This is a genomic window from Tolypothrix tenuis PCC 7101 (assembly GCF_963874875.1).
Lineage (GTDB): Bacteria > Cyanobacteriota > Cyanobacteriia > Cyanobacteriales > Nostocaceae > Aulosira > Aulosira tenue.
Window position 1 is genome coordinate 6,079,323 of the sequence record NZ_CAWNJS010000001.1, and the last position, 22,649, is coordinate 6,101,971.

At 42.9% G+C, this 22,649-nt stretch carries 18 protein-coding genes and 1 pseudogene; 7 read left to right on the forward strand and 12 right to left on the reverse strand.

Annotated features, from left to right (window positions below; translation table 11 throughout):
* Positions 1–61: 61 nt before the first annotated feature.
* The 11 genes from AACU25_RS24015 to AACU25_RS24065 form a co-directional block, all read right to left on the reverse strand.
* Entirely contained in the window at positions 62–2,731 is a 2,670-nt protein-coding gene (locus tag AACU25_RS24015; protein WP_096579965.1) for a DEAD/DEAH box helicase, read from the reverse strand.
* A 222-nt stretch (positions 2,732–2,953) separates the two neighbouring features.
* The gene (gene proC, locus AACU25_RS24020; protein ID WP_096579969.1) at positions 2,954–3,775 is read right to left on the reverse strand and encodes a pyrroline-5-carboxylate reductase; all 822 of its coding nucleotides are present in this window, start codon (positions 3,773–3,775) and stop codon (positions 2,954–2,956) included.
* A 117-nt stretch (positions 3,776–3,892) separates the two neighbouring features.
* On the reverse strand, positions 3,893–4,483 hold the full coding sequence (locus tag AACU25_RS24025; protein WP_096579971.1) for a cell division protein SepF: 591 nt from the start codon (positions 4,481–4,483) through the stop codon (positions 3,893–3,895).
* A 366-nt stretch (positions 4,484–4,849) separates the two neighbouring features.
* Positions 4,850–5,527, reverse strand: coding sequence for a YggS family pyridoxal phosphate-dependent enzyme (locus AACU25_RS24030; RefSeq protein ID WP_096579973.1), 678 nt, complete (start codon positions 5,525–5,527; stop codon positions 4,850–4,852).
* 290 nt (positions 5,528–5,817) lie between these two features.
* Complete coding sequence (pipX, locus tag AACU25_RS24035) at positions 5,818–6,096, reverse strand: transcriptional coactivator PipX (RefSeq protein ID WP_045873103.1); 279 nt, start codon at positions 6,094–6,096, stop codon at positions 5,818–5,820.
* 520 nt (positions 6,097–6,616) lie between these two features.
* Positions 6,617–8,155, reverse strand: coding sequence for an anthranilate synthase component I (locus AACU25_RS24040; RefSeq protein ID WP_096579976.1), 1,539 nt, complete (start codon positions 8,153–8,155; stop codon positions 6,617–6,619).
* 249 nt (positions 8,156–8,404) lie between these two features.
* On the reverse strand, positions 8,405–9,331 hold the full coding sequence (locus AACU25_RS24045) for an energy-coupling factor transporter transmembrane component T family protein (protein ID WP_096579978.1): 927 nt from the start codon (positions 9,329–9,331) through the stop codon (positions 8,405–8,407).
* Between the two features lie 228 nt (positions 9,332–9,559).
* Complete coding sequence (gene der, locus AACU25_RS24050; protein ID WP_096579979.1) at positions 9,560–10,921, reverse strand: ribosome biogenesis GTPase Der; 1,362 nt, start codon at positions 10,919–10,921, stop codon at positions 9,560–9,562.
* Positions 10,922–11,219: 298 nt separating this feature from the next.
* The gene (locus AACU25_RS24055; RefSeq protein ID WP_096579981.1) at positions 11,220–11,558 is read right to left on the reverse strand and encodes a XisI protein; all 339 of its coding nucleotides are present in this window, start codon (positions 11,556–11,558) and stop codon (positions 11,220–11,222) included.
* A complete protein-coding gene (locus AACU25_RS24060; RefSeq protein WP_190445884.1) occupies positions 11,543–11,707 on the reverse strand; it encodes a hypothetical protein in 165 nt (54 codons plus the stop codon). The genes AACU25_RS24055 and AACU25_RS24060 overlap by 16 nt, the downstream gene beginning before the upstream one ends.
* 203 nt (positions 11,708–11,910) lie before the next feature.
* Entirely contained in the window at positions 11,911–12,279 is a 369-nt protein-coding gene (locus AACU25_RS24065; RefSeq protein ID WP_096579983.1) for a hypothetical protein, read from the reverse strand.
* Positions 12,280–12,476: 197 nt separating this feature from the next.
* Between AACU25_RS24065 and AACU25_RS24070 the strand changes: the two genes are divergently transcribed.
* Positions 12,477–12,737: a hypothetical protein gene (locus tag AACU25_RS24070; protein WP_096579984.1), complete on the forward strand. Its 261-nt coding sequence runs from the start codon at positions 12,477–12,479 to the stop codon at positions 12,735–12,737.
* A gap of 284 nt (positions 12,738–13,021) precedes the next feature.
* Positions 13,022–13,384, forward strand: a pseudogene (locus AACU25_RS37000) (element excision factor XisI family protein).
* Positions 13,385–13,510: 126 nt separating this feature from the next.
* On the opposite strand, the gene AACU25_RS24085 reads toward AACU25_RS37000, so the two are convergent.
* Positions 13,511–13,708, reverse strand: coding sequence for a hypothetical protein (locus AACU25_RS24085; protein WP_096579986.1), 198 nt, complete (start codon positions 13,706–13,708; stop codon positions 13,511–13,513).
* A gap of 799 nt (positions 13,709–14,507) precedes the next feature.
* On the opposite strand from AACU25_RS24085, the gene AACU25_RS24090 reads away from it, so the two are divergent.
* From AACU25_RS24090 to AACU25_RS24110, 5 genes are all read left to right on the forward strand, one after another.
* Positions 14,508–17,159, forward strand: a complete 2,652-nt coding sequence (locus tag AACU25_RS24090) for a CHAT domain-containing protein (protein WP_096579988.1) — start codon at positions 14,508–14,510, stop codon at positions 17,157–17,159.
* A gap of 284 nt (positions 17,160–17,443) precedes the next feature.
* On the forward strand, positions 17,444–17,698 hold the full coding sequence (locus AACU25_RS24095; RefSeq protein WP_190445885.1) for a hypothetical protein: 255 nt from the start codon (positions 17,444–17,446) through the stop codon (positions 17,696–17,698).
* A 308-nt stretch (positions 17,699–18,006) separates the two neighbouring features.
* On the forward strand, positions 18,007–18,975 hold the full coding sequence (locus tag AACU25_RS24100) for a DUF1822 family protein (RefSeq protein ID WP_096579992.1): 969 nt from the start codon (positions 18,007–18,009) through the stop codon (positions 18,973–18,975).
* Positions 18,976–19,105: 130 nt separating this feature from the next.
* Entirely contained in the window at positions 19,106–21,451 is a 2,346-nt protein-coding gene (locus AACU25_RS24105; RefSeq protein WP_096579994.1) for a CHASE2 domain-containing protein, read from the forward strand.
* A gap of 172 nt (positions 21,452–21,623) precedes the next feature.
* On the forward strand, positions 21,624–22,424 hold the full coding sequence (locus AACU25_RS24110) for a DUF928 domain-containing protein (RefSeq protein WP_321206800.1): 801 nt from the start codon (positions 21,624–21,626) through the stop codon (positions 22,422–22,424).
* The last annotated feature ends 225 nt before the right edge of the window (positions 22,425–22,649 follow it).

The window sequence follows — 22,649 nt, forward strand, 5'->3', positions numbered from 1 at the left end:
GGAGACAAGGGGAGAAATTATTTTACCCATTACCAATGCCCAATGCCCAATGCCCAATGCCCTATTCCACTACTTCATTCACAGGGAATCTATCAATTAACTGCATAGCGCGGTAAGCATTGCGCTGCAATGACTCTGGCAAATTCGGTACATGGGGAATTTGAGATAATAAATCCAAAGTCCGGCGTAATATTCTGACCACATCACCTTCATCTAAGGTCGTATTTCCACATAGTTCTGTCCACTCAATTCCTAACGCCCATTGTTCTACGAGAGCAATTAACTCAAACTCTAACCATATAGGCAGCGCCACGTTATACCGCCGTTGGATTTGAAACATCTGGCGGCGAATTCCTCGCAGTTTTGCTAAAGCATCTACAACTTGATTGCTGATGTCAAACCGCACTTTGCTATCAGGGCGAGGAGTTTCTGTAACTAAAGCTGCAACTGCGGCTGCTAAATGGTGCGGATCTAAATTATTTAATTCACCACTAGCTAATACCAAACCTAGCCACAATTCATTCTCTCCCCGGATAGCAGCAGCAACTTGCCCTAATGCTGTGGGTACTAAGTTATCTAAACAGCCAAAATGCTGCAAAATTTCAATTAAATTGAGAAACTCTTCCCAATGATGTTGGGATTGTTGCTCAACTTGCTCTTGCAATAGTTGCAGTTCGGCTTCTAGTTCTACATAACGTGCCCGACGTTTAAAAATAGCGCCAGCATTACCCGATTGATACACAGGATGAGCTTCTAATTGCTCTTGTACAGCAGTTACACGGCTGAGTTGTTCTGCAACTTCCGGAGCCATATATAAAGATTCCTCTGGTTGCGGAATTCTTTGGGCAATAGCTGCTGTTTGTGCGTCACCACGGTATATCTGTCCTGGTTTAAATAATAGTTCCGGTGGTGGCAAAATCTCTGGTGGGATATCAATTCGTGGTAATTCGGCATACAAATCCACGATATCTTCGGTTGTGCCTACATACCATCGATTATCTCGTCCCAAGCAAACCAAGTAAGGTGTTTGCTCACCAGAAGTTTTACCAATTAACACTGCTGTAATTGGTGTAGGAACTGTAATGTTTTTGCCCTTGATACTCAGCATTGTCCCAGAGACAGCAAAGCCCAACATCATTGCTAATTGCTCTTGTCTGTCTTCCTGTGCTTGCTGTTGCAGAGTTTTTAATAATTGCCGTTCTACTTTCAGGCGTTGGCGCAATTTCTCATACACAGCCAGTTCATTTTCATCAACTGCGGCGATTTGCTCTTGCAGTTGATTTAATTGGGCTTGCAGTTCAGCAATCTCATCGTAATTTGGCTGTAAATGCAGAGTTGCCATGTACTGCCCAAAACTGCGTTCGATCAGTTCTCTAGTTTGGTCTAAGGTATGGGTTTGCAGGAGATTCAGTACCATCCCGTAGCTGGGGGTAAACTGGCTAACTAGAGGATCTGGTTTGGATGTTGCTAAATACGCTGCTTCTTTGGAACCTTCAAAGGGGGTTTGGACTGTAACTACATGACCTTGTAAATCCATGCCACGCCGACCAGCACGTCCTGCCATTTGCAAGAATTCGGAAGCGTTCAACAGGCGATGTCCGGTGTCGGTACGCTTGGAAAGAGTGGAAATTACAGTGGTACGGGCGGGCATATTAATTCCCGCAGCTAGTGTTTCGGTGGCAAATACAACCTTAATTAGCCCCTGCTGGAATAATTCTTCTACTAGCACTTTCCAAGCAGGTAAAATTCCCGCATGGTGAGCCGCAATGCCGCGATAGAGAGGCGCAATTTGTCCCGAACGCCCCGCTTCGGGGTTGCGGCTTAAAAAATCATCTATTTGGCGGCGCAAAATTTGGGATTCATCATTATTTACCAGCCATAAATCACCCACCTCTGCCACAGCTTTATCACATCCCCGCCGACTGAAGATAAAGTAAATGGCGGGTAGCATATCCCGTTGCTGTAGCTGATTCAAGGTATAAATTATGCTGGGCGCTTCTGGCCTACCACCTTTGCCCCTGTCTGCTGGTCGCCTTTTTCCCCTATTAGCTAGGCGGGGGTTAATTTTGTTTTTGCTGTCGTTGAGTAGGGGGAACAATCCTTTGGGATTGCAAAAATGAAATTCTAAAGGTACGGGGCGAAAATCGGAGTAAATCAGGTCAGTGGGCCCGTGAACGCGATTTAGCCAATCGGTGAGCTGATCGCTATTGGCAACCGTTGCCGACAGTGCCACCAATTGCACTTCCCGGGGACAATAGATAATAGATTCTTCCCAAACTGTTCCGCGTTGGCGATCGTTCATGTAGTGGCACTCATCTAGTACCACCGCTTCCACATCTACTAAAGAGATGCCAACTTGCCCTATGGGTGTGCCATAGAGCATATTGCGGAAGATTTCTGTCGTCATCACCAAAATCGGTGCTTCTCTGTTAATGGAAGCATCTCCAGTTAACAGACCGACCTGCTCAAACCCAAATTTTTCGCGGAAATCACGTAACTTTTGATTCGACAGCGCCTTTAAAGGAGTAGTGTAAAATACGCGTTTGCCTCGCGCCAGAGCACGATAAATAGCGTATTCACCCACCAACGTTTTGCCCGAACCTGTAGGCGCACAAACGACTACAGAACGACCAGCATTGAGGGACGCGATCGCATCTTTTTGGAATTGATCTAGATGAAAAGGAAATATTGACTCTAGGTCAACTTCTTGGGACGGTGCGGGATAGTTCACTCAATCAAATTTGCAACCAGACTGTCTACTATATTAACGGCTATTTTGTCAACTTTGGAATGGGGCATGGGGGATTGGGCATAGGGCATGGGGCATAGGGCATGGGGTAATGGGTAATTGGTAATGGGTAATTGCTTTTCTCCCCTGCTCCCTGCTCCCTGCCCCCTGCCCCCTGCTCCCTGCTCCCTGCTCCCTGCTCCCTGCCCCCTTGCCTCTTCCCCCTCACTTCCCCAATTCCTGCGATCGCTCTGTGGCTGCTTTGACTGCTTCAATTAAGGCGGAGCGGAATGCGCCTTTTTCTAGTTGGGCGATGCCGGCAATTGTGGTACCACCGGGGCTGGTAACTCTATCTTTGAGTTCTGCGGGGTGCATTTTGCTCTCGTGTAAGAGTGTGGCGGTTCCGAGGACTGTTTGTAGGGCTAGTTGATTGGCGATCGCTCTGGGTAAACCGGCGGCTACTCCGCCATCTGCGAGTGCTTCTACCATCAAGGCTACGTAAGCCGGGCCGCTTCCGGATAGTCCTGTGACTGCATCCATTAAGTATTCTGAAACCTCTACCACTTCTCCCACTGCGGCAAATATTTGCTGGGCTATTTGGTGATGTTTGGCGTTGGTGTAAGCACCTGAGCAAATTGCTGTCATTCCTGCTCCGACTGTGGCGGGTGTATTGGGCATGGCTCTAATGACTGGCAATCTGGCAAATGCAGCTTCTAGCTGGCTTAAAGGCACACCTGCCAAAATAGAAATTAATAGGGGTGAGTGTTCAGTAATTTTCAGATCGATCATCTCTGCTACTTCTTGAGCGATCGCACTGAACACTTGCGGTTTCACTGCTAATAATACAACTTCCTGAGTTTGCTCTAAAATCAGGCGATTATCGGTAGTTACAGCCACGTTATATTGCTGTTTTAAAAAATTATGGCGCGCAGGTTGAGGTTCGCTAACTATAACTTCTGATGGTTGATAAATTTCACGCGCAATAAGGCGGGATAATAGCGCTTCTCCCATTACCCCGCCACCAATTAAACCAAATTTAATAGTCATTAATTAGTTCAATAACCAATAGTCAATACTTTTATTAGTCCAGAGTCCAGAGTCAAAAGTCAAAAAATTAATTCTTGACCCTTGACCCTTGACCCTTGACCCTTGACTACTTTACCTTTATTGTGCTGCCATCCGGTTAACTTCATTGCCCCATGCTGGAGTAGGAGTTGTTGTCCGAGGACGTGCGGGTGGTTGTGGTACTTCGTGAATAACTCCGCCGTGAGTGCTAACTTGCACACAGCTGGGTGTAAACAAAAAGATACTTTCTCCAATACGTTCTTGATGTCCATCTAATGCGTATGTACCACCTGCTACAAAATCTACCGCCCGTTGTGCTTGGTCGGGGTCCATAATTGTTAAATTTAATACTACTGATTTGCGCTCACGCAAAGCTTGAATGGCTTGAGGCATTTCTTCAAATGTGCGTGGCTCAAGTACTAATACTTCCGAAATTCCGTTAATTGCTCCTGGCATACCTATCACATTCCCCATTGATTTTGACCCTGTCGCTACGTCATTACCCATTGTAGGCATGGGTTCCCGCCAACGTCGATTTGGTGTGGCAGGTTCTTGGGGTGCCGGTTGGGCATTCTCTTCTTGATAGAGATTTTGGTAGCTTTCGGTTTCTGGTTCTTCTTCGTAGTATTCGTATTCTACTTGTTCATTTAGTCCAACAAAGTCTCTAAGTTTAGAAAATATATTGTTCATTGTGTACGCTCCTGGTGCAATTTAGCTTTATTTTTACCTGACTATAAATCAATGTAGCTAGCTTTGATCGCTACATGGATGCCTTATTCAGCAATTTTAGTACTAGCGGTAGTTTCTACTACAGGCTTAGGTGCAGAGCAGATGTTGTTGGTTGCATCTGCATGATTACCTAAACGCGATAATGAGTCAAGATTATATACTAATGTTTCTCCGAATGAAAGTTAATTTCCACCCCATTTTTCGGAGATCAAGCTTGTGGCAAAACTATATCTTTTGTTACTTGTTGCAATATTCTCTTTGAGAAGCCTTCTCAAAAGCGGCTGAAAGCTTCTGATACCAATACCTACAGGTAATTGAATATTATTCTCACATTCTCTGGGTGCGATCGCCAAACAAGATGGTTCCTAACCTTACCATCGTTGCTCCTGCTTGTACGGCTAGGTGATAATCACCAGACATCCCCATCGACAAGTGCTGCATCTCAATGTGCGACCAGTTTTGATCCCTAATGGTTTTCGCTAGGTCGCGAGTAGTATTAAATACATTTAAAATTTCCGCTTCATTTAATCCTAAAGGCGGAATTGTCATTAAACCTTGAATATGTAAATTTTTATATTGATTAATTACGGATAAGTCATTTAAAAGTTGTGTTACATTCCAGCCGCCCTTGTTGGGATCGGGAAGAATTTTGACTTGCAGACAGACATTAGGAGTAACGGCCAATTGTTCTGCTATTTGATCCAAGCGCTGTGCTAACTGCAAATTATCGACAGAGTGAATCCAGGAAAATAGTTCTAGGGCTTTTTTGGCTTTGTTGCTTTGCAAATGCCCAATGAAGTGCCAGGTAATATCGCTTAAATCTTGTAATTCGGCTTGCTTTTTTGCGGCTTCTTGAATCCGGCTTTCGGCAAAATCGCGAATTCCGGCGGCGTATGCAGAGCGCATCATTGCCGCCGGCACTGTTTTGCTAACTGCAATCAAGCGTACTGAAGATGGTAGGGAGGAGCTAATTTTGGCAATGCGTTCGCCAATTGAACTAGTCATACAATTTTAGATTTTAGATCTGAGATTTTGGATTGGGAATTGCTGTCTGGTTGAGACTTGTGTGACTCCATCGCAATCATTTTTTAAATTGGATATCACTTCGCTGCGATCGCAATTCACAATTCACAATCCAAAATTCAAAATTAACGATCCCCTACATTACAGCAGTTTCTAGGTCTAGCAAAGTGCTGGGTTGCACAGACGCGATTCATCGCGAGTTGCAGAGACGCGATTAATCGCGTCTGTACAAGAATGAAGATTAGCTCCCCTGCTCCCTGCTCCTCTGCTTCTTATTGGAATGTGCGTTGAAAAACACCGTGAAGCAGATCGTACTCCTGAGAATGCCCGGTGCGACGCAGAGTACGCAAGCGATTTTCCAACATCATTCTGGCTTCGGTGCGGCCTATGGGCTGAAATTTTATACCTTTGATGTCATTTGTTACCAAAAAAAATAAACGTTGGGCATAAAGTGTAGTGAACAAATCCTGGGTCTCGTCAACCATACAGATTCTGTAAAGGAGACCCCAAGTTGGATGATTAATGTAAGTTTCTGAGTTTTCTGAATTCATTTAGTGGTCAAGGTAAGCGTCTATTTTTTATATCTTTCCGCAGTTTTAGTACAAACATTCAGACGATGATACACCGCTTTCGTGAGAATATTTGTGCAAATTGACGCGAAATACAACAATGTTTGCTGTAGAGTGGTGTTTGCCAAGCCCTTGATCTAGTGTTTTAAAGGCAGTATTGAAGCTAGTAGCGCTACGCGAAACTCAAAATTAAGGCACCAAAAAGTTGATTAAATAAGCTTTTCGCTAATTTTGAGTTGCTAGTTTGGTGTTTGCGCTTGCTGTACTAGTAGGGGACAACAACAAGAGTAATGGCAAGTTCGCCTGGGAAACCTACATTTAGGTGCTATGTAGGGTAAGGCTCAGAAAATATCAGCCATTTTATCTCCTGTGAAGAACGACCAAGGGATACATCATGCAAGGTTTCTCAAGATAAAATTCAGCCCTTAGACTTCTGTGTGCATCAACCTCTTTTAATGCTGCCACAATTTTCGCCTGTCGGCACACAATCGCCAAGGGTACACTATTGATGATTTAGCATATTCAGTGCTACCAATTGTGCCTGAGCTTTGTGCAGAGATTCATACCATTCTCGCTCAGGATCACTATCAGCGACAATACCTGCGCCAACTTGTCCCCAAACGATGTTGAGTTGTGAGTGCTGAGTGGGAGAGACGCGATCAATCGCCTCTGTACAAGAGTTGGGAGTGGGAGAGACGCGATGAATCGCGTCTGTACAAGAGTTGGAAGTGCTGATCCCCTGTTCCCCTGGAGCTGGAGCTAGTAACAGGGTGCGGATTAAAATATTTAAGTCTAAGTTGCCTCGCCAATCTAAATAACCGCAGGAACCGTAGAATAAACTGCGCCGGACTGGTTCTAGTTCTTCAATAATTTCCATGCAACGAACTTTGGGACACCCTGTAATTGTGCCACCAGGGAAGAGGGCGCGAATTAAATCGATGGCGGTGCGATCGCTTTTTAAGTGGCCTTTAACATTACTAACAAGATGCATCACGTGGCTATAGCGCTCAATTGTTAGCAATTCATCAACACACACAGTCCCCCATTCACAAACTCGCCCTAAATCGTTGCGTTCCAAATCCACCAGCATGATGTGTTCGGCGCGTTCTTTGGTGTTACTGAGCAATTCTTGTGCAAGCTGAATGTCTTGTTCTGGCGTGATCCCCCGCGATCGCGTCCCGGCGATTGGTCGAGTTTCGGCTTGGCCGTTTTGCAATAATACTAGCCTTTCTGGGGAACAGCTCATCACTTCTCCCCAAGGTGTTTGCCAATAGCTAGCGAAAGGAGAAGGATTAATTCGTTGCAATGTTTGGTAAATTGACCAACCAGAAGCGGTTGTAGTGGCTTCAAATCGCAATGACAGATTTGCTTGAAAAATGTCTCCCGCCTGAATATATTTTTTCGCCTGGTTAACTGCTGTCTCGTAATCTGATTGCGATGTGTGGAAGCGAGGAGAAATAGGGTAATTTGGAATTTTGCGATTGTTTTCTAAGACTTCCTGATGGAGAATTGCGGCTTTTTTAGCTAATTTTTCCTGTAAATCATCCAATTTACTCTCATCGCTAGCCGCTAGCCAAAGAGTTTGTTCGGCGTGATCCAAAATGGCAAAACAATCTGGTTCATACCAAAAAGCTACAGGAAACGGCAAGCGATCGCATTTATTTTGCGGTAGTTGTTCAATTTCCCAGGCTATGTCATAACCCAACCATCCCAGCCAGCCACCAGTGAAGGGGAGGTGAGGGGGGGATGAGGGGGAAATTATTTGTTGTCCGATTCCTCTGTTTTCTAGTAAATCGGATAAAAAGGGTAGAACTTTTCCTAGTGCGGGTGTCCACATTTGGGGGACACCATTGATAATGCGAGGTGCGCCTGCACAAATAGAATAGCGATTGAGTTGGGGATGGTTTTTTGGAGTGGGGTAGGTGCTTTCTAGTAGGGTGGCGATTTCAGATTGATGAGTGGGGCGAAATAGAGCCGCGAATACTTCGGAACCAGTACGATTTTCTAAAGGAAGCGATCGCCAATACCAAGGGTGGGTCATAATTACTAATTCGTAATTCGTAATTCGTAATTAACAAAGGGTTAGAGGTTGTCGGAGTTGAGATTCCGTCCATCATCGCGGCTGTTTCGCAATCGCTGTCTGAAACATTATCTTGAATTTTGCAAAATTCACAATCTTTAGGGAATTTCAGCAATTCAATTATCCAATTTTGAGAGCTAAGAGAATCTCATAATTTTCTTCCTCTGCTTCCTCTGCTTCCTCTGCTTCCTCTGCTTACACAGCGGAGTATTAAACTTGTATACCAAGTAATAGTCGCACGCCCCAAAATAAGCTTAAAATTGCGATCGCTAGCCAGTCCCACCTTTTTAAGCGTAGGTCATGCCACAATACGCGATGCTCGTTAGGGCTGGTAAAACCGCGCACCGTCATTGCGCTGGCCATTTGTTCGGCACGGAGTAGCAAATTTTCTAATAATCGCTCTGCTATAATCATCCAAACTTTGACTGCGCCTTTGATTCCTAGCTTTTTCCAATTAATCGCCCTAGTCATTACCGATCGCACTAAATTCTGCACTTCTTCTAAGACTAGAGGAATAAATCGCAAAGATAAAGTTAAAGTTAAAGCTACTTCTGTTACAGGTAACTTCAGCCGCCTTAGTGGTTGCATTAAGCTTTCTAAACCTGCTGTGATTTCTTCTGGTGCTGTGGTTAGCAGATACAAGTTAGTACTATAAATTACGGTAAATAAAATCGTACTTAGGCGCACCGCTAAATCTAAAGAACGGCGATTGACTTTGACTGGCCCTTGGTGAAATATCACATATTTATATTCTTTATTGCCAAATTCTGCTTTTTCATCAACATTTGGCGGTTTGGCAGTGGATGGCTGAGTTAAAATTTGCTCGTTGGCTGGGAGGCGGGGCTGATAATTTACGCCTAAACCATCGGGGCTGATCGCGGCAATTAATAACACCAGAACCGACAATAGTAATAACCAGCCCATTTGCTGCTGCCATACTCTTTTAGGAATTCTGGCAGTGAGAGTCACAAAAATCAATACTATGACCAGCAGTACCCGCCATTCGATCGGGGCAAATAAGTAACTGGTGAGTAAACTCATCAACCAAGCAAACTTGACGCGGGGATCAATTCTATGCAGCCAAGTTTGAGGTTCTTCTAAATAAAGTCCCAGAGGTAGCGATCGCAGTAAATCCATGTGGCAATTTTAGATTTTAGATTTGGATTTTGGATTATTAGGTCTGTCGTAGGTATAAGCTTCTGATTGTTAGTTAGTCCACTCCAGTCTAAAGTTCCAAATCCTAAATCTCAAATTTTTAGGGACTTCGAGAAAATAAATTATCCAATTTACTCAAATAATATTCTTCCCCCTGCCCCCTGCCCCTCTGCCAAGACAGCAATAGGCTATTTTTCTAGTTGGAAGCCCCTAAACGCGGGTAGCACGATTGATACTAGCAACTTCTGCATCACGGACTTTCTTACTGCGCCACAATAAACGAATGGGAGTGCCTTTAAATCCTAGTTGTTGGCGGAATTGTCTTTCGATGTAGCGGCGGTAGTTTTCGTTAAAGCGTTTTGCATCGTTAACGAACAGTGCGATCGTGGGTGGTTGGCTACTGACTTGAGTACCGTAATAAATTCTACCTTGTCGCCCACCGCGTGAGGTTGGTGGTGAATGCCAACTTACTGCATCTTCTAAAACTTCGTTAATTACAGATGTGCTGACACGGCGTTTGTGTGATTCCGCCGCTTGATTGACTAATTCTAAAATTTTCTCGACGCGCTGTCCTGTGACGGCACTGACAAATATTGTGTCTGCCCATTCAGTGAAATGCAACCGGGATTGCATAGTCTTTTCATAGTCATAAATGGTGTAGGAATCTTTTTCCACAGCATCCCATTTATTAACTACAACTACACAAGCTCTACCTTCATCAATAATTCGTCCTGCTAATTTTTGGTCTTGTTCGGTAACTCCGTCTAAAGCGTCGATTACCATTAACACTACATCGGCGCGACGAATTGCTTTAAAAGCACGGTTAATACTAAAGAATTCTGTGCCGTATTCGATGCTTTTCTTTTTGCGAATCCCAGCAGTATCAATCAAGCGATAGGTTTGTCCATCCCGCTCAAACATGGTATCAATCGCATCGCGGGTTGTACCAGAAATGGGACTGACGATCGCTCTTTCTTCTCCCACAAAAGCGTTTAATAAACTAGATTTACCAACGTTGGGGCGACCAATAATTGCTACTTTAATTTCATTAGTTTCCGGTACATCTGTCACCTGGGGAACGTGCTTAATTAACTCATCCAGCAATTCGCCTGTACCACTACCATGAATTGCCGAAATTGGGTAAGGTTCACCTAAGCCTAATTGCCAAAATTCTGCAGCTTGGATTAATCCTTGATCGGGGGATTCACATTTATTAACAGCCAACAGTACAGGTACAGGGTGTTGACGTAACCACTCTGCAATTTCTTCATCAGCGTGAGAAGGCCCAGTTTGCCCATCAACCACAAAGATAGCCGCACTCGCTTCGGCTAGAGCTGTCATTGCTTGTTGGCGAATCAGTGGTAAAAATTCCGTGTCATCATTAAAAACCAAGCCACCTGTATCGACAACCAAAAATTCGCGATCGTTCCAATAAGATGGCATATAAGTGCGATCGCGCGTTACTCCTGGTTCATCATGGACTATCGCCGTTTGTTCCCCGGCGAGACGATTAACCAGGGTAGATTTGCCCACATTGGGGCGACCGATAATTGCAACAATTGGCAGTGCCATAAAACCAGGATTAAGTAAGAGACGTAATATATCACGTTTTTACATTTTAGCTACTTTAAGTCTTGATTTAATTGCTTGTGTCAATGATTGCGTAATTTTCTTGTTAATCCACAATTCAGTCTGAAACTCATTAGCTAATAGCAAGGCTTTGATAGCTGGGGATAACTGCGATCGCCAAGAGACGTGAGAAAGAATTTAAATGTAGGGTGTGTTGTCGCGCAGCGCAACGCACCGACGCATTATCAACAACAAGGTGCGTTAGCCTACGGCATAACACACCCTACGAACTATGCTAAAACTATGCCACCGCAAAACCTGTATGTTGCCTGATTTTAGGATGGCGAAAACCCAGAACTATATCTTCTTTAGGAACTCCTGCTGCTAGCAAATCACTAGCTACGCCTTCTTCGGTGTCATCCCATTGAATCCAAATTTTTTCATCAATTAAACTTAAATGTATGGGTGTTGCATGAAGATATTTGTCACCACTCCAACCTATATCTAAAACTAAATATTGTCGCCGTTCATCATCAAATAAAACTTGAGAAGCATATCCATCGCCTAGCGCTGTTCGATAATCGGCATGATTCTGGAGTACGCTTTGAATAATGTTTTGGTATTTTAATTTGGTATCCATTGCACATAAAAGAGCGATCGCCCTGTTTCAATAGCCAGTTGTTGGCAATTGCTTGTCCAGATTATAGCGATCGCTCCCGAAGCCTGTCCACAGCCAAGAGAAACGACGTAGGCGGAGCCTTCCTGCAGGGTAGCAATCGCAAAAACCACGGGATTATGTGATTACCTCGCTGCGCTCGTAATGACAATTTCAGGGGTCTATAACGCCTGAAACCCTTACAGATAGTACTTGTGTGTACACCGTAGCCTTGGAAAGGGGAGGGAACTAGATTTTGGTATTCTACACAAGCAAAGAGGCAAATATTCTCAATTTACCTCTTCGCTGGCTAATGCAAGTAATTGCAAATTTTCAATTATTTTTCTGTAGAGAATGTTGTTTGAACAGCTGGACGTGCTTTCTTTCTATATATCCGGCGCGTTCCACCAGCCATGCCATACTCATCACTAGTTTTGCCATAGCGAGATGCAACACTCAGCAGCATTTGCTCAGAAATCATATTCAACTGACTTTCTGCTTCTATTAATGCAGAGTGTGTTGTCTCCACCATTGTTTTTGCTTGGTTATAGGCGGTTAATTTATCTCGAATTTCCAAAATTTTATTTTGATAACTGGCGATTGATAACCCATTACCAAAGTCTAAGTCAGAATTGATCATCTGCATCCCTTCAATCCGTCGTTCAGCTTTGGTGAGTGCGATGGAATTGCGTCTCTTTTGCGCCATAAAGTTTTCCTGTTGAAATTTTGATATGAAGAACCCTGATAATGCTTGATACTGAGTTCCTTAGATACCTTTAAGATACGCAATAAATAAATGTACTAGCCACAGTGAAGTTACAGAAGTTTGCTAGCAATAGTATGAGCAAAATTAATAAATAAGAGTATATTTCCGGAAATTAGCTGCAAAAGCAAGTTTGCGAGTTGCAAAAGCAAGTTTGCGAGTTGCAAGTGTTAGTTTGCGAGTTGCAAAAGCAAGTTTACGAGTTGCAAATGTTAGTTTACGAGTTGCAAAAGCAAGTTTACGAGTTGCAAGTGTTAGTTTGCGAGTTGCAAAAGCAAGTTTACGAGTTGCAAGTGTTAGTTTGTGAGTTACAAGTGCTAGTTTACAAAGCGATCGCTTATTTATGGGGGATGTGCGATCGCATTTATTTGGTTACCTTCAATATACAGTGTCGCGGGTAGGGGCAAGGCACAGTCCATACGTGTCAACTTAACGTGAAACCCGCTTAGTTCAAGGTTTCGCCCTCACCCCCAGCCCCTCTCCCTCAGGGAGAGGGGAGCAAGAGATTCAATTCCCCTTCTCCTTGAGGGAGAAGGGGTTAGGGGATGAGGGCGAGGGTTTTTTTACAACGCCCGCCCTATATAGCTTTTAGCTTAAGTTGACACCAATGGGCACTGCCTTGCCCTTACAATTATCTGTACCTCACCAACTTGCAATCTGTTGCATTCCAGGAGGAAATTATCCGATGGATTCACTAAAGGCTCAGTATAAGGACATCATTGAAAAAGTACTAAAAGAGTATGCTGATTTTTTAGGTAGCGACGAAGAAGTAGAAGTAGAATTAGTGTTTGATCAACAGCGCGTTGGCGCAGCCTCTCCGTAGGAGACTCGCTATCTTTTAGTAGAAGCTGGGTGGCAAAATGGCTACCGTATCTATGGCACTTTGCTACACATCGACATTATTGATCGTAAACTTTGGATTCAGCAGGATGGTACAGAAGAAGGTGTTGCTGTAGATTTAGTTGCTGCGGGAATTCCTAAAGAGCATATTGTTTTAGGTTTTAGAACTCCTGAACAACGCAAAATTACAGAGTTTGCGGTTTCGTGAGCAGGTTTGTGGTATTGGTATCTGAGTTAGAATGTGCGATCCAATACTTGTTGGTTAAGGAGAAAAAGGGCTGATCGCATCCCGGCGATTTATCTGGTTGCGGCTTGGCTATTCTGCAATCACACTTTATTCAGCCTGAGATTTATAAAAGCGCAGATGCACAATAGTGTTGTTGGTAAAAGAAAATTTCTGTCCTTTTTCATCTAAAAAATAGTAACGTCCACTTTTAATGCCTATAAATTTACTCTGTAAGTTGTAGCCGTTGAGGAACTCAATTTTATATATTTCATTAGTCTTAAGTTCACTAAATTGTACGGGTTCCATCTTTAATAAAAATGTTAACTCCTTTTGGATTGCTAAAATAACGTTAATTTTACGCAAAACAATTTAAAATTTTAAATTAAGTTAGCTCATTATCTAAAATGCCATATTTTGGTATGTTTTTGCTATATATAAATTGATTAAAATATTTAATAATATTTAGATAATTATATGCTTCAGGTAAATATATAGGGAAATAAAATTTAAATGTTTTTTTAAAATTCCATAAATGACAGTCGTTTTGGGCATTTATTAGCTAGCTAAAAGCAGACTGTTGTAATTTGATGTAACTTGATAAAAAACTGGCGCAATCTGCAATTTGTATAGCAACAATGTAGCGTTAATCACTAAAGAAATTAATATTAATTTTATGTAGCAGCTAGGGAAAAAACGATGATAATTATACTTTAATTTATGAAAAAATCTTAGGTTAGGAAACCTGCGTTACGAGTAGCGCTAACGCACCCTACTAAATGATCAGAAAAAATATAAAACGCCAACATTTTTTTACATTTTGTGGAGTTATTACTACCTAATACCAATTCAAATAATGTTTGCGACAGATAAATCCTTTGTCAGGGCACGGCATCCTCAATCTTTTGGCATATCAAATATCTTACTGGTGCCGTGCCCCTACTCATCTGTCGCGTTCTTTTTTCAAAATGGTATAACTATCGCGACTTCTTTTGTTTTGGGCGATCGCACAACCACGCAGCGAGGGTTATGAGGTGCTTATCAAAGTTCCCTGATTCCTGTAGGATTTGATTGCAGACTACCCTGACATAGGCTGACAATCTATCCCATGCAGAAAGTAACTCAATTGTCTATAGCCAGTTATTCCGGAGAAAATAGGCGAAAAATCAAATTTTTCCGCCTGTTTATTTACTTTATTATGGCTTTGCTATGCAGTTTGAGTTCACCAATGATAGCGGTGGTTCCGGGAATTGCTGCTTCATCGCCACCGATTGTCAAAGAAATTGCAAATCCGGCTTCCCTACTGCAACAGGGTAAATTGCTTTACGATGCAGGAAAGTTTAGTGAGGCGGTGCAGGTATTGCAGCAAGCGGTGAAGGAATATCAAACTCAAGGCGATCGCATCAAACAAGCCGCCACTTTGAGTAATCTTTCCCTAGCTTACCAGCAACTCGGCGCTTGGCAAGAAGCACAAAAGGCAATTACAGACAGTTTAAATTTGCTCAAGGTCGAACAAAACAGCCAAAATCTGCAAATATTCGCGCAATCTTTAGATATTCAAGGACGCTTGCAATTAGCCACGGGACAGGCGGAGGCGGCTTTAGCAACTTGGCAACAAGCAGCAAAAATTTATACGCAGCTAAAACAAGAAAATGGCGTAGTGCGGACGCTAATTAATCAAGCGCAGGCTTTAAGAAGCCAAGGCGCTTACTTGCGCTCTGTAGAAATACTAGAAGAAGCGCATCAAAAACTACAATCGCAACCAAATTCTCTAGAAAAAGCCGTAGGATTGCGATCGCTTGGAGATAGCCTGTTAGCCATAGGCGATGGGAAAAAGTCTGAAGCTGTCTTACAGCAAAGTCGAGAAATCGCCAAGAGTTTACCATCAAATGCAGAGCTTGGGGCAATTCTTGTTAGTTTAGGGAACAACGCCCGCACACAGCAGAACAAAGCAGGTGCGATCGCTTATTATCAGGAAGCTGTGCAATTATCCCCCTCGCCTTTAACCAAAGTCCAAGCACAGCTAAATCTTCTCAGCCTACTCATCGAAGATAAACAGCTTTCCACAGCCGAAACCCTATTACCCGCCATCCAATCCCAGCTTGCACAACTCCCCCCCAGCCGTGCAAGTATTTACGCAGCAATTAACTTCGCCCAAAGCCTCAACAAACTCACAACTCCCAACTCCCAACTCCCCACTCTTGTACAGACGCGATTAATCGCGTCTCTGCAACTCACCACCGCTATTCAACAATCTCGCAATTTGGGGGATCAAAAAACAGAAGCTTATGCTTTAGGCAGTTTAGCTAATTTGTACGAGCAAGCCCAAAATTGGCAAGAGGCGCAAAAGCTGACTAAACAAGCATTAGTTTTAGCGCAAACAAACAACGCTCCGGAAATAGCTTATCGCTTAGAGTGGCAATTAGGCAGAATTTTTTGGGCACAAAAAGATTTAAAAAAAGCGATCGCAGCTTATGATGGGGCGGTAGGAACTCTCAATTCTCTGCGCCGGGACTTGGTTGCAATTAATCAGGATGTGCAATTTAGCTTCCGCGATAGTGTGGAACCAGTGTATCGAGAGTCTGTAGAGTTATTGCTGCAATCCCAAGCGGGAAAAGCTGATCACAAAATTTTAGATAAAGCACGCCAGCGCATTGAGGCTTTACAGTTAGCAGAATTAGATAACTTCTTTCGCGAAGCTTGTCTTTTAGGACAGAGTGTAGCTTTAGATCAAGTCGTAGATAAAGATAATCCTAATGCAGCAATTCTTTATCCGATTATTCTCCCGCAAGAAATTCAGGTAATTGTCAAAATTCCTCAAAAACCTCTACAGCATTACAGTACCCAAATTCCCCAAGCGGAAGTTAACAAAGTCTTGGTAGAACTACGAAGAAATTTGGTGAGTCCGACTGCGCTTAACGCCGTTAAAACCCAAGGAAAACAGGTTTACGATTGGCTAATTAAACCTATTGAATCACAATTGCCAGAAAATAAAGTAAATACCCTCGTATTTGTACTCGATGGCGCATTACGCAACTTGCCAATGGCATCTCTCTACGATGGTAAACAATATTTAATCGAGAAATATGCGATCGCACTTAGTGTAGGATTGCAATTACTTAATCCCAAACCTTTAGAAAAACAGCAATTGCGAGCCTTAACTGCTGGGTTAACAGAACCCCCGCCAAGTTTCCCCAACTTCTCACCGTTACCTGCAATTAAATCGGAAGTGGGTTTAATAGCCAAAGCTGGAGTTTCTACAACTAATCTCTTAGATGCAGAATTTACCCAAAAGGCATTAGCAAAAGAAGTTAATCAAGTTCCCTTTAACATTCTACATTTGGCAACTCACGGTCAATTTAGCTCCCGCGCCGAAGACACATTTATCTTAGCTGCTGACGGTGCCATCAATGTCAAGCAATTTGATAACCTACTCCGCACGCGGGATGAAACCAAACCAGAACCAGTGGAACTATTAGTATTGAGTGCTTGTCAAACCGCCGCCGGCGATAACCGCGCCGCACTGGGTTTAGCTGGAGCCGCAATTAGAGCCGGAGCGCGCAGTACTGTAGCATCTTTGTGGCAAATTGACGATCAATCCACAGCCATATTTGTAGGTGATTTCTATCAACAACTGCAAAGCAAGAAAGTTACTAAAGCCCAAGCTCTCCGTCATGCCCAGTTACAATTATTGCAACACTCTAGCTACAAAGCGCCTTCTTATTGGTCGGCTTACGTATTAATTGGGAATTGGTTGTAAAGGGGGATAAGGGGTAATGGGGATTGGGGATTGGGGATTGGGGATTGGGGATTGGGTAATGGGTAATGGGGATTGGGATTGAGGATTTCTTCCCATTGGTGTCAACTTAAGCTAAAAGCGTATAGGGCGGGCGTTGTACAAATACCTCGCTCCCTCATCCCCTAACCCCTTCTCCCGCAGGAGAAGGGGAACTAAATCTCTTGCTCCCTTCTCCCTCTGGGAGAGGGGCTGGGGGTGAGGGCGAAACCTTGCAACCAAACGGGTTTCACGTTAAGTTGACACCAATGATTTCTTCCCCTACCGCTTCTGCTTCCTCTACTCCCTCATCTTTCTTTTTTCCTGTTTTATATCAATTTAGGGAAAAATACTTCTTTAGGAAGAAGACAGCCAAGAAAAAAATTATCGCCATACATGAAAGTGAGAATGGGATTTTGACTCAGCACTTTCAAATGCAGCAAGAAGTCATTAATGCCAATTTGGGATATGTAGTATTATTTGAAAATCCTGTAAAAGCATTGTTTTTAAGGTTTTCAATCTAAAATCCAAAATCTAAAATCCAAAATTTCTGTAAGCTATTCCTAGCTTTGCAGAAATCAAATATGATTCCTATATCATGCTCATGACTAAATAGAAATAGTCGCTTTTAAGGAGTGTTGTAATCGATAATAGATTCATAATTGATAGTTAATAATCAATAATTCACTCCTCATAATTCATTCATAATTGAGCGAAATTATGAAATTTTCATCTTGATCACAAAAATTTAATAATTCAAATTTTTTGGCATAAATTTAGTGAATGCAGTTGATATGTGTATAGCAGCATTGATCACTGGGGACTTAACTCTATGACTTACACCACCTATAACCTAGATAATTTCTCTGTACCCTTGCCGATCGCTCAAGCAGCACGCACAACTGCTCAAAAGTTTGCCAACCAACAACCAACTCCCGAAAAAGCAGCACAAGTGAGGCTAAATACCTTAGCTGTGTTGGTGGTAAATGACTATTTGCAAATGATGGATATTGAAACAAATCTCAGCGCTAGTGATAGTTGGAATCCTGTAATGCGCTTATTTGCAGATATTGCTGACTTAGCTATACCCGGATTCGGTAGTTTGGAATGTCGCCCTGTAGGTGTTTTAGAAAATACTTGTGCTGTTCCCCCAGAAACATGGGAAGAACGCATAGGTTACATAGTTGTGCAAATTGATGAATCCTTACTAGAAGCAAAATTGCTGGGTTTTGTGGACAGTGTGGATACTGAAGAACTGTCTTTGAGTAAATTAAAATCTCCTGAAGCCTTCATTGAGCATTTAGCAAAATTAAAACTATCTTCAGCCAGCAAGCCAGTAAATTTAAGTCAGTGGTTTGCTGGTATATTTGAATCCAGTTGGCAAACTGTCGAAGCTTTGTGGAATTCTCAAGAACCTGAATTAGCTTATGGGTTTCGCGGCCCGGAAACTTTTGAACAAGAAACTTCGCATCGGACAGAAACAATTACTAGGCGGGCAAAATTGATGGATTTTGGCATTCAAATTGCCGATAAACCCCTAATGTTGATTGTGGAACTTTGCCCCCAAGCTAATGAAAAAACCCATATTCGCTTGCAGTTACATCCTACAGGAAAGTTAAATTTTTTACCACCAGGAGTGCAACTTACAGTTTTAGATGATTCAGGCGCAGTATTTTTAGAAGCGCAAGCCAGAAGCGCCGACAATTACATTCAGTTACAGTTTCGCGGTGTGACCAAAGAAATATTTAGCGTCAGAGTAGCATTTAATGATATCAGTATTACAGAACAGTTTGTGATCTAAAGGTGCAGCTACTTTCCCGATTGTCAATAACTGGTAATAGGGATGTAATATTTGAAACACACAGGGCGATTCAAAATTCCAGGCTGACGATTGTGAATTTTGAATTTTCAATGGGAGCGCAGCGACTGTCATGAGTAAGTTAGTGGTTCTGAAGTTTGCATACGGTAGTTTCGAGCAAGGATTTGCTGTTACTCTCCAAATTGGTGAAGAATGCGATCGCCCCACCACAGAAATCATGGGTAAGCTGCCGCCATGTCCGGAAATTCCCCTATATTATAGTCACTGGCAAACTATTTATCGTCGCTTAGGTAATGTTTATCGCCTAGATGCAGATCAAGTACAGATAACGAATGTGTCAATGACACAAGACTGCCTGAATACATCTCATATATTACGGGCACGCTTTAATACTTGGCTGCGATCGGAAGAATTTCGCCCCATCCGGGAAAAATGGCTAGAAAGCCTCTTGCCTACAGACCAAGTGCGGGTAATTTTACAAGCAGAAAATAGCCACTTACAGCGATTACCTTGGCATCTTTGGGACTTACTAGAACGCTACCCCAAAGCCGAAATTGCTTTATCATCTCCAACTTATGAACGCATCCCAAAGTCACGCACCCCCAATAAAGTGGTGAATATTTTGGCGATCGTGGGTAATAGCGAAGGAATTGATACTCATGCTGATTTAGAACTACTACAACAATGTCGCAATGCAGATGTTTGTTTATTAGTAGAACCAGAACGCAAAGAATTAACCGATCATCTTTGGGAAAAAAACTGGGATATTCTATTTTTCGCCGGACATAGTTCTAGTCAAGGTAAAGATGGGACTGGGCGAATATATTTAAATAAAACTGATAGCCTGACAATCGGTGAATTAAAGTATGCGTTGAAAACAGCCATTGAACGCGGCTTACAATTAGCAATTTTCAACTCCTGTGATGGATTGGGATTAGCGCAAGAACTCGCAGATTTGCAAATACCGCAAATGATCGTCATGCGAGAACCTGTCCCCGATCGCGTAGCACAAGAGTTTTTAAAGTATTTAATCGGTAGCTTTGCAGGTGGAGATTTATTATATCAAGCAGTTAGGCAAGCAAGAGAACGCCTACAAGGGCTAGAAGATAGATTTCCTTGTGCAACTTGGTTACCAGTGATTTTTCAAAATCCCTCACAACCGCCCATGACTTGGGATTGTTTGACACGCACCTACAAAAAAGTCAACCCCAGTTTACCTTTAGTAACTAAACCCGGATTTCAAGTAGCATTCTTCTCCAGCGTGGTAATGACTGCGATTGTTTGCGGATTGAGATTTTTGGGAACATTACAAGGTTTAGAATTTCAAGCCTTCGATCAAATGATGCGATCGCGTCCTGATGAAGGGCCAGATTCGCGGTTGCTATTAGTCACCATTGACGATAACGACCTAGCATTTCAACGCCAAAATCGCGAAGAGTTAAAAGGAACTTCGCTCTCAGATAAATCACTCAACCAACTTTTGCTGACACTGCAAAAGTATCAACCCCGGGCCATTGGTTTAGATATTTACCGTGATTTTGCTGCCGAACCCAAAGATTTAATCTCCAGGCTGCAACAAACCAATAACTTAATAGGAGTTTGTAAAGGAAGTGATACCACAGAAAAAACTAAAGGCATTGCCCCACCCCCAGAAATTCCAGTAGAACGCCTAGGATTCAGCGATTTTTTACATGATACAGATGGGGTAGTACGCCGCCAGCTGTTATTCATGACACCAGAAGCAGCATCATTATGTACTACGCACTATGCACTCAGTACCCAACTCGCATTCCGCTATCTCTTACCGCTAGGAATTCAACCAACCTTTACCCCACAAAAACAGTTACAACTAGGCAAAACAGTATTACCCCGGCTTGCGTCCCGTGCGAGTGGCTATCAAAGTATTGATGCTAATGGTGGTCAACTTTTACTCAACTACCGTTCCACCAAAAAAATAGCGGAACAGGTAACCTTCACACAATTAATCTCTGGACAAGTCAACCCCAAAGCCATTAAAGACCGCATTGTTTTGATTGGTGTCTCCGCCAAAGGAGATTTCCCAGACTACTGGGCTACTCCCTACGGTAATAACTTAGACCACCAATTGGCAGGAGTCATAGTACAAGCGCACATGGTGAGCCAAATTCTCAGTGCAGTTTTAGATAATCGTCCCTTATTGCAAGTTTGGTCACCCTGGCAAGAAATCCTCTGGATTTGGATTTGGTCTTTTATGGGCGGACTGCTAACCTGGCGAATCTCTTCCCAATCCTCATTAGTAGTAGCAGTTGGCGTGACCTCAGGCGTACTGTATTTATTCTGCTTTGGTCTATTAATTTGGGGTTTTTGGGTACCTTTCATCCCCTCATCTGCCTCATTAGTAGGCACAGTTGGCGTGATACTCGTCCAAAATTCCAAATTTAAAATTCAAAATTCCAAATTAATCCGGGAAAATATTTAGATTATGGGGCATAGGGCATAGGGCATAGGGCATAGGGCATAGGGCATAGGGCATAGGGCATTTATTATCGTTATTTCCCCATTACCCATTACCAATTACCAATTACCTATTACCCATTACCAATTACCCATTACCCATTCCCAAATTTCATCTTTTATTCCCAGTAAATCCTATGAAATTCATTTCATCACCAATGAAATTGTCTTTAGCACTAGCTGTTAGTTGCACTATTATACTGCTGGGACAGACTTCAATTGTTGCAGGCCCAGGAACCTCTAGACAGCTAATCAATACAAAGTCAAGTAACACTACTATTACAACCGTTAACTTTAATGTACCTACGCCACCACCAGAACCACCGCCAGGGGGTCGGGTTTTGGGAGGAGCCAAACGTGGTACTTGTCCACTGTTTAAACCGGAACTGACAGCTTTAGTACCCTTTATCAAAAAAGCAGACTCAACTGAGGATGTTTGGGGATTAACGACAGCCGCACACCCAACTTTTTGGTTTTATCTACCATTACCAAAAAATTGGAGTAATCAAGTGGAGTTTACTTTACAAGGTGAAGGCGACAAGCAAATTTACCAAACTGCGATCGCTCCACCCAAGCAACCGGGAGTTATCGGCGTTTCTTTACCAAAAAATGTTGCACCATTGGAATTGAACAAACAATATCGCTGGTTTCTCAGTGTCTATTGCGATCCAGAAAAACAATCGCCACCGATTTATGTTGAAGGCGTAATTCAGCGAGTGAATTTGAATCAGGCGATCGCTCAAAAATTAGAAAAAGCTCAACCCCAACAGCAGCTAGAAATTTATGCCCAAAATGGCATTTGGTACGAAACAGTGACAATTTTGGCACAATTGCGTCAAAAGAATCCTAACGATAGCAAGCTGCAAGCCGAATGGCAAAATTTAATTACCAGCATTGGTTTAAGTAACGTAGCAACGCAACCGATTGTCTCACAGTAACTTGCACTAATTCAGGTAGGAGAAAAAACAATTTGTGTAATTAGGGATTTCCAAGAAATAAATTATTCCATCTTGTGGGGCGGGCAAGATGCCCGCCACATAAACTGGGCGGACAAGACTTCGGCGTGAGCGCTCAGTCGAACGCTGTCCACCCCACAATACATACTGGGACAATACTGCTCGGTTAAGAATTTTCAACTCTTAATTTGGTTTGGGGAAAAGGTG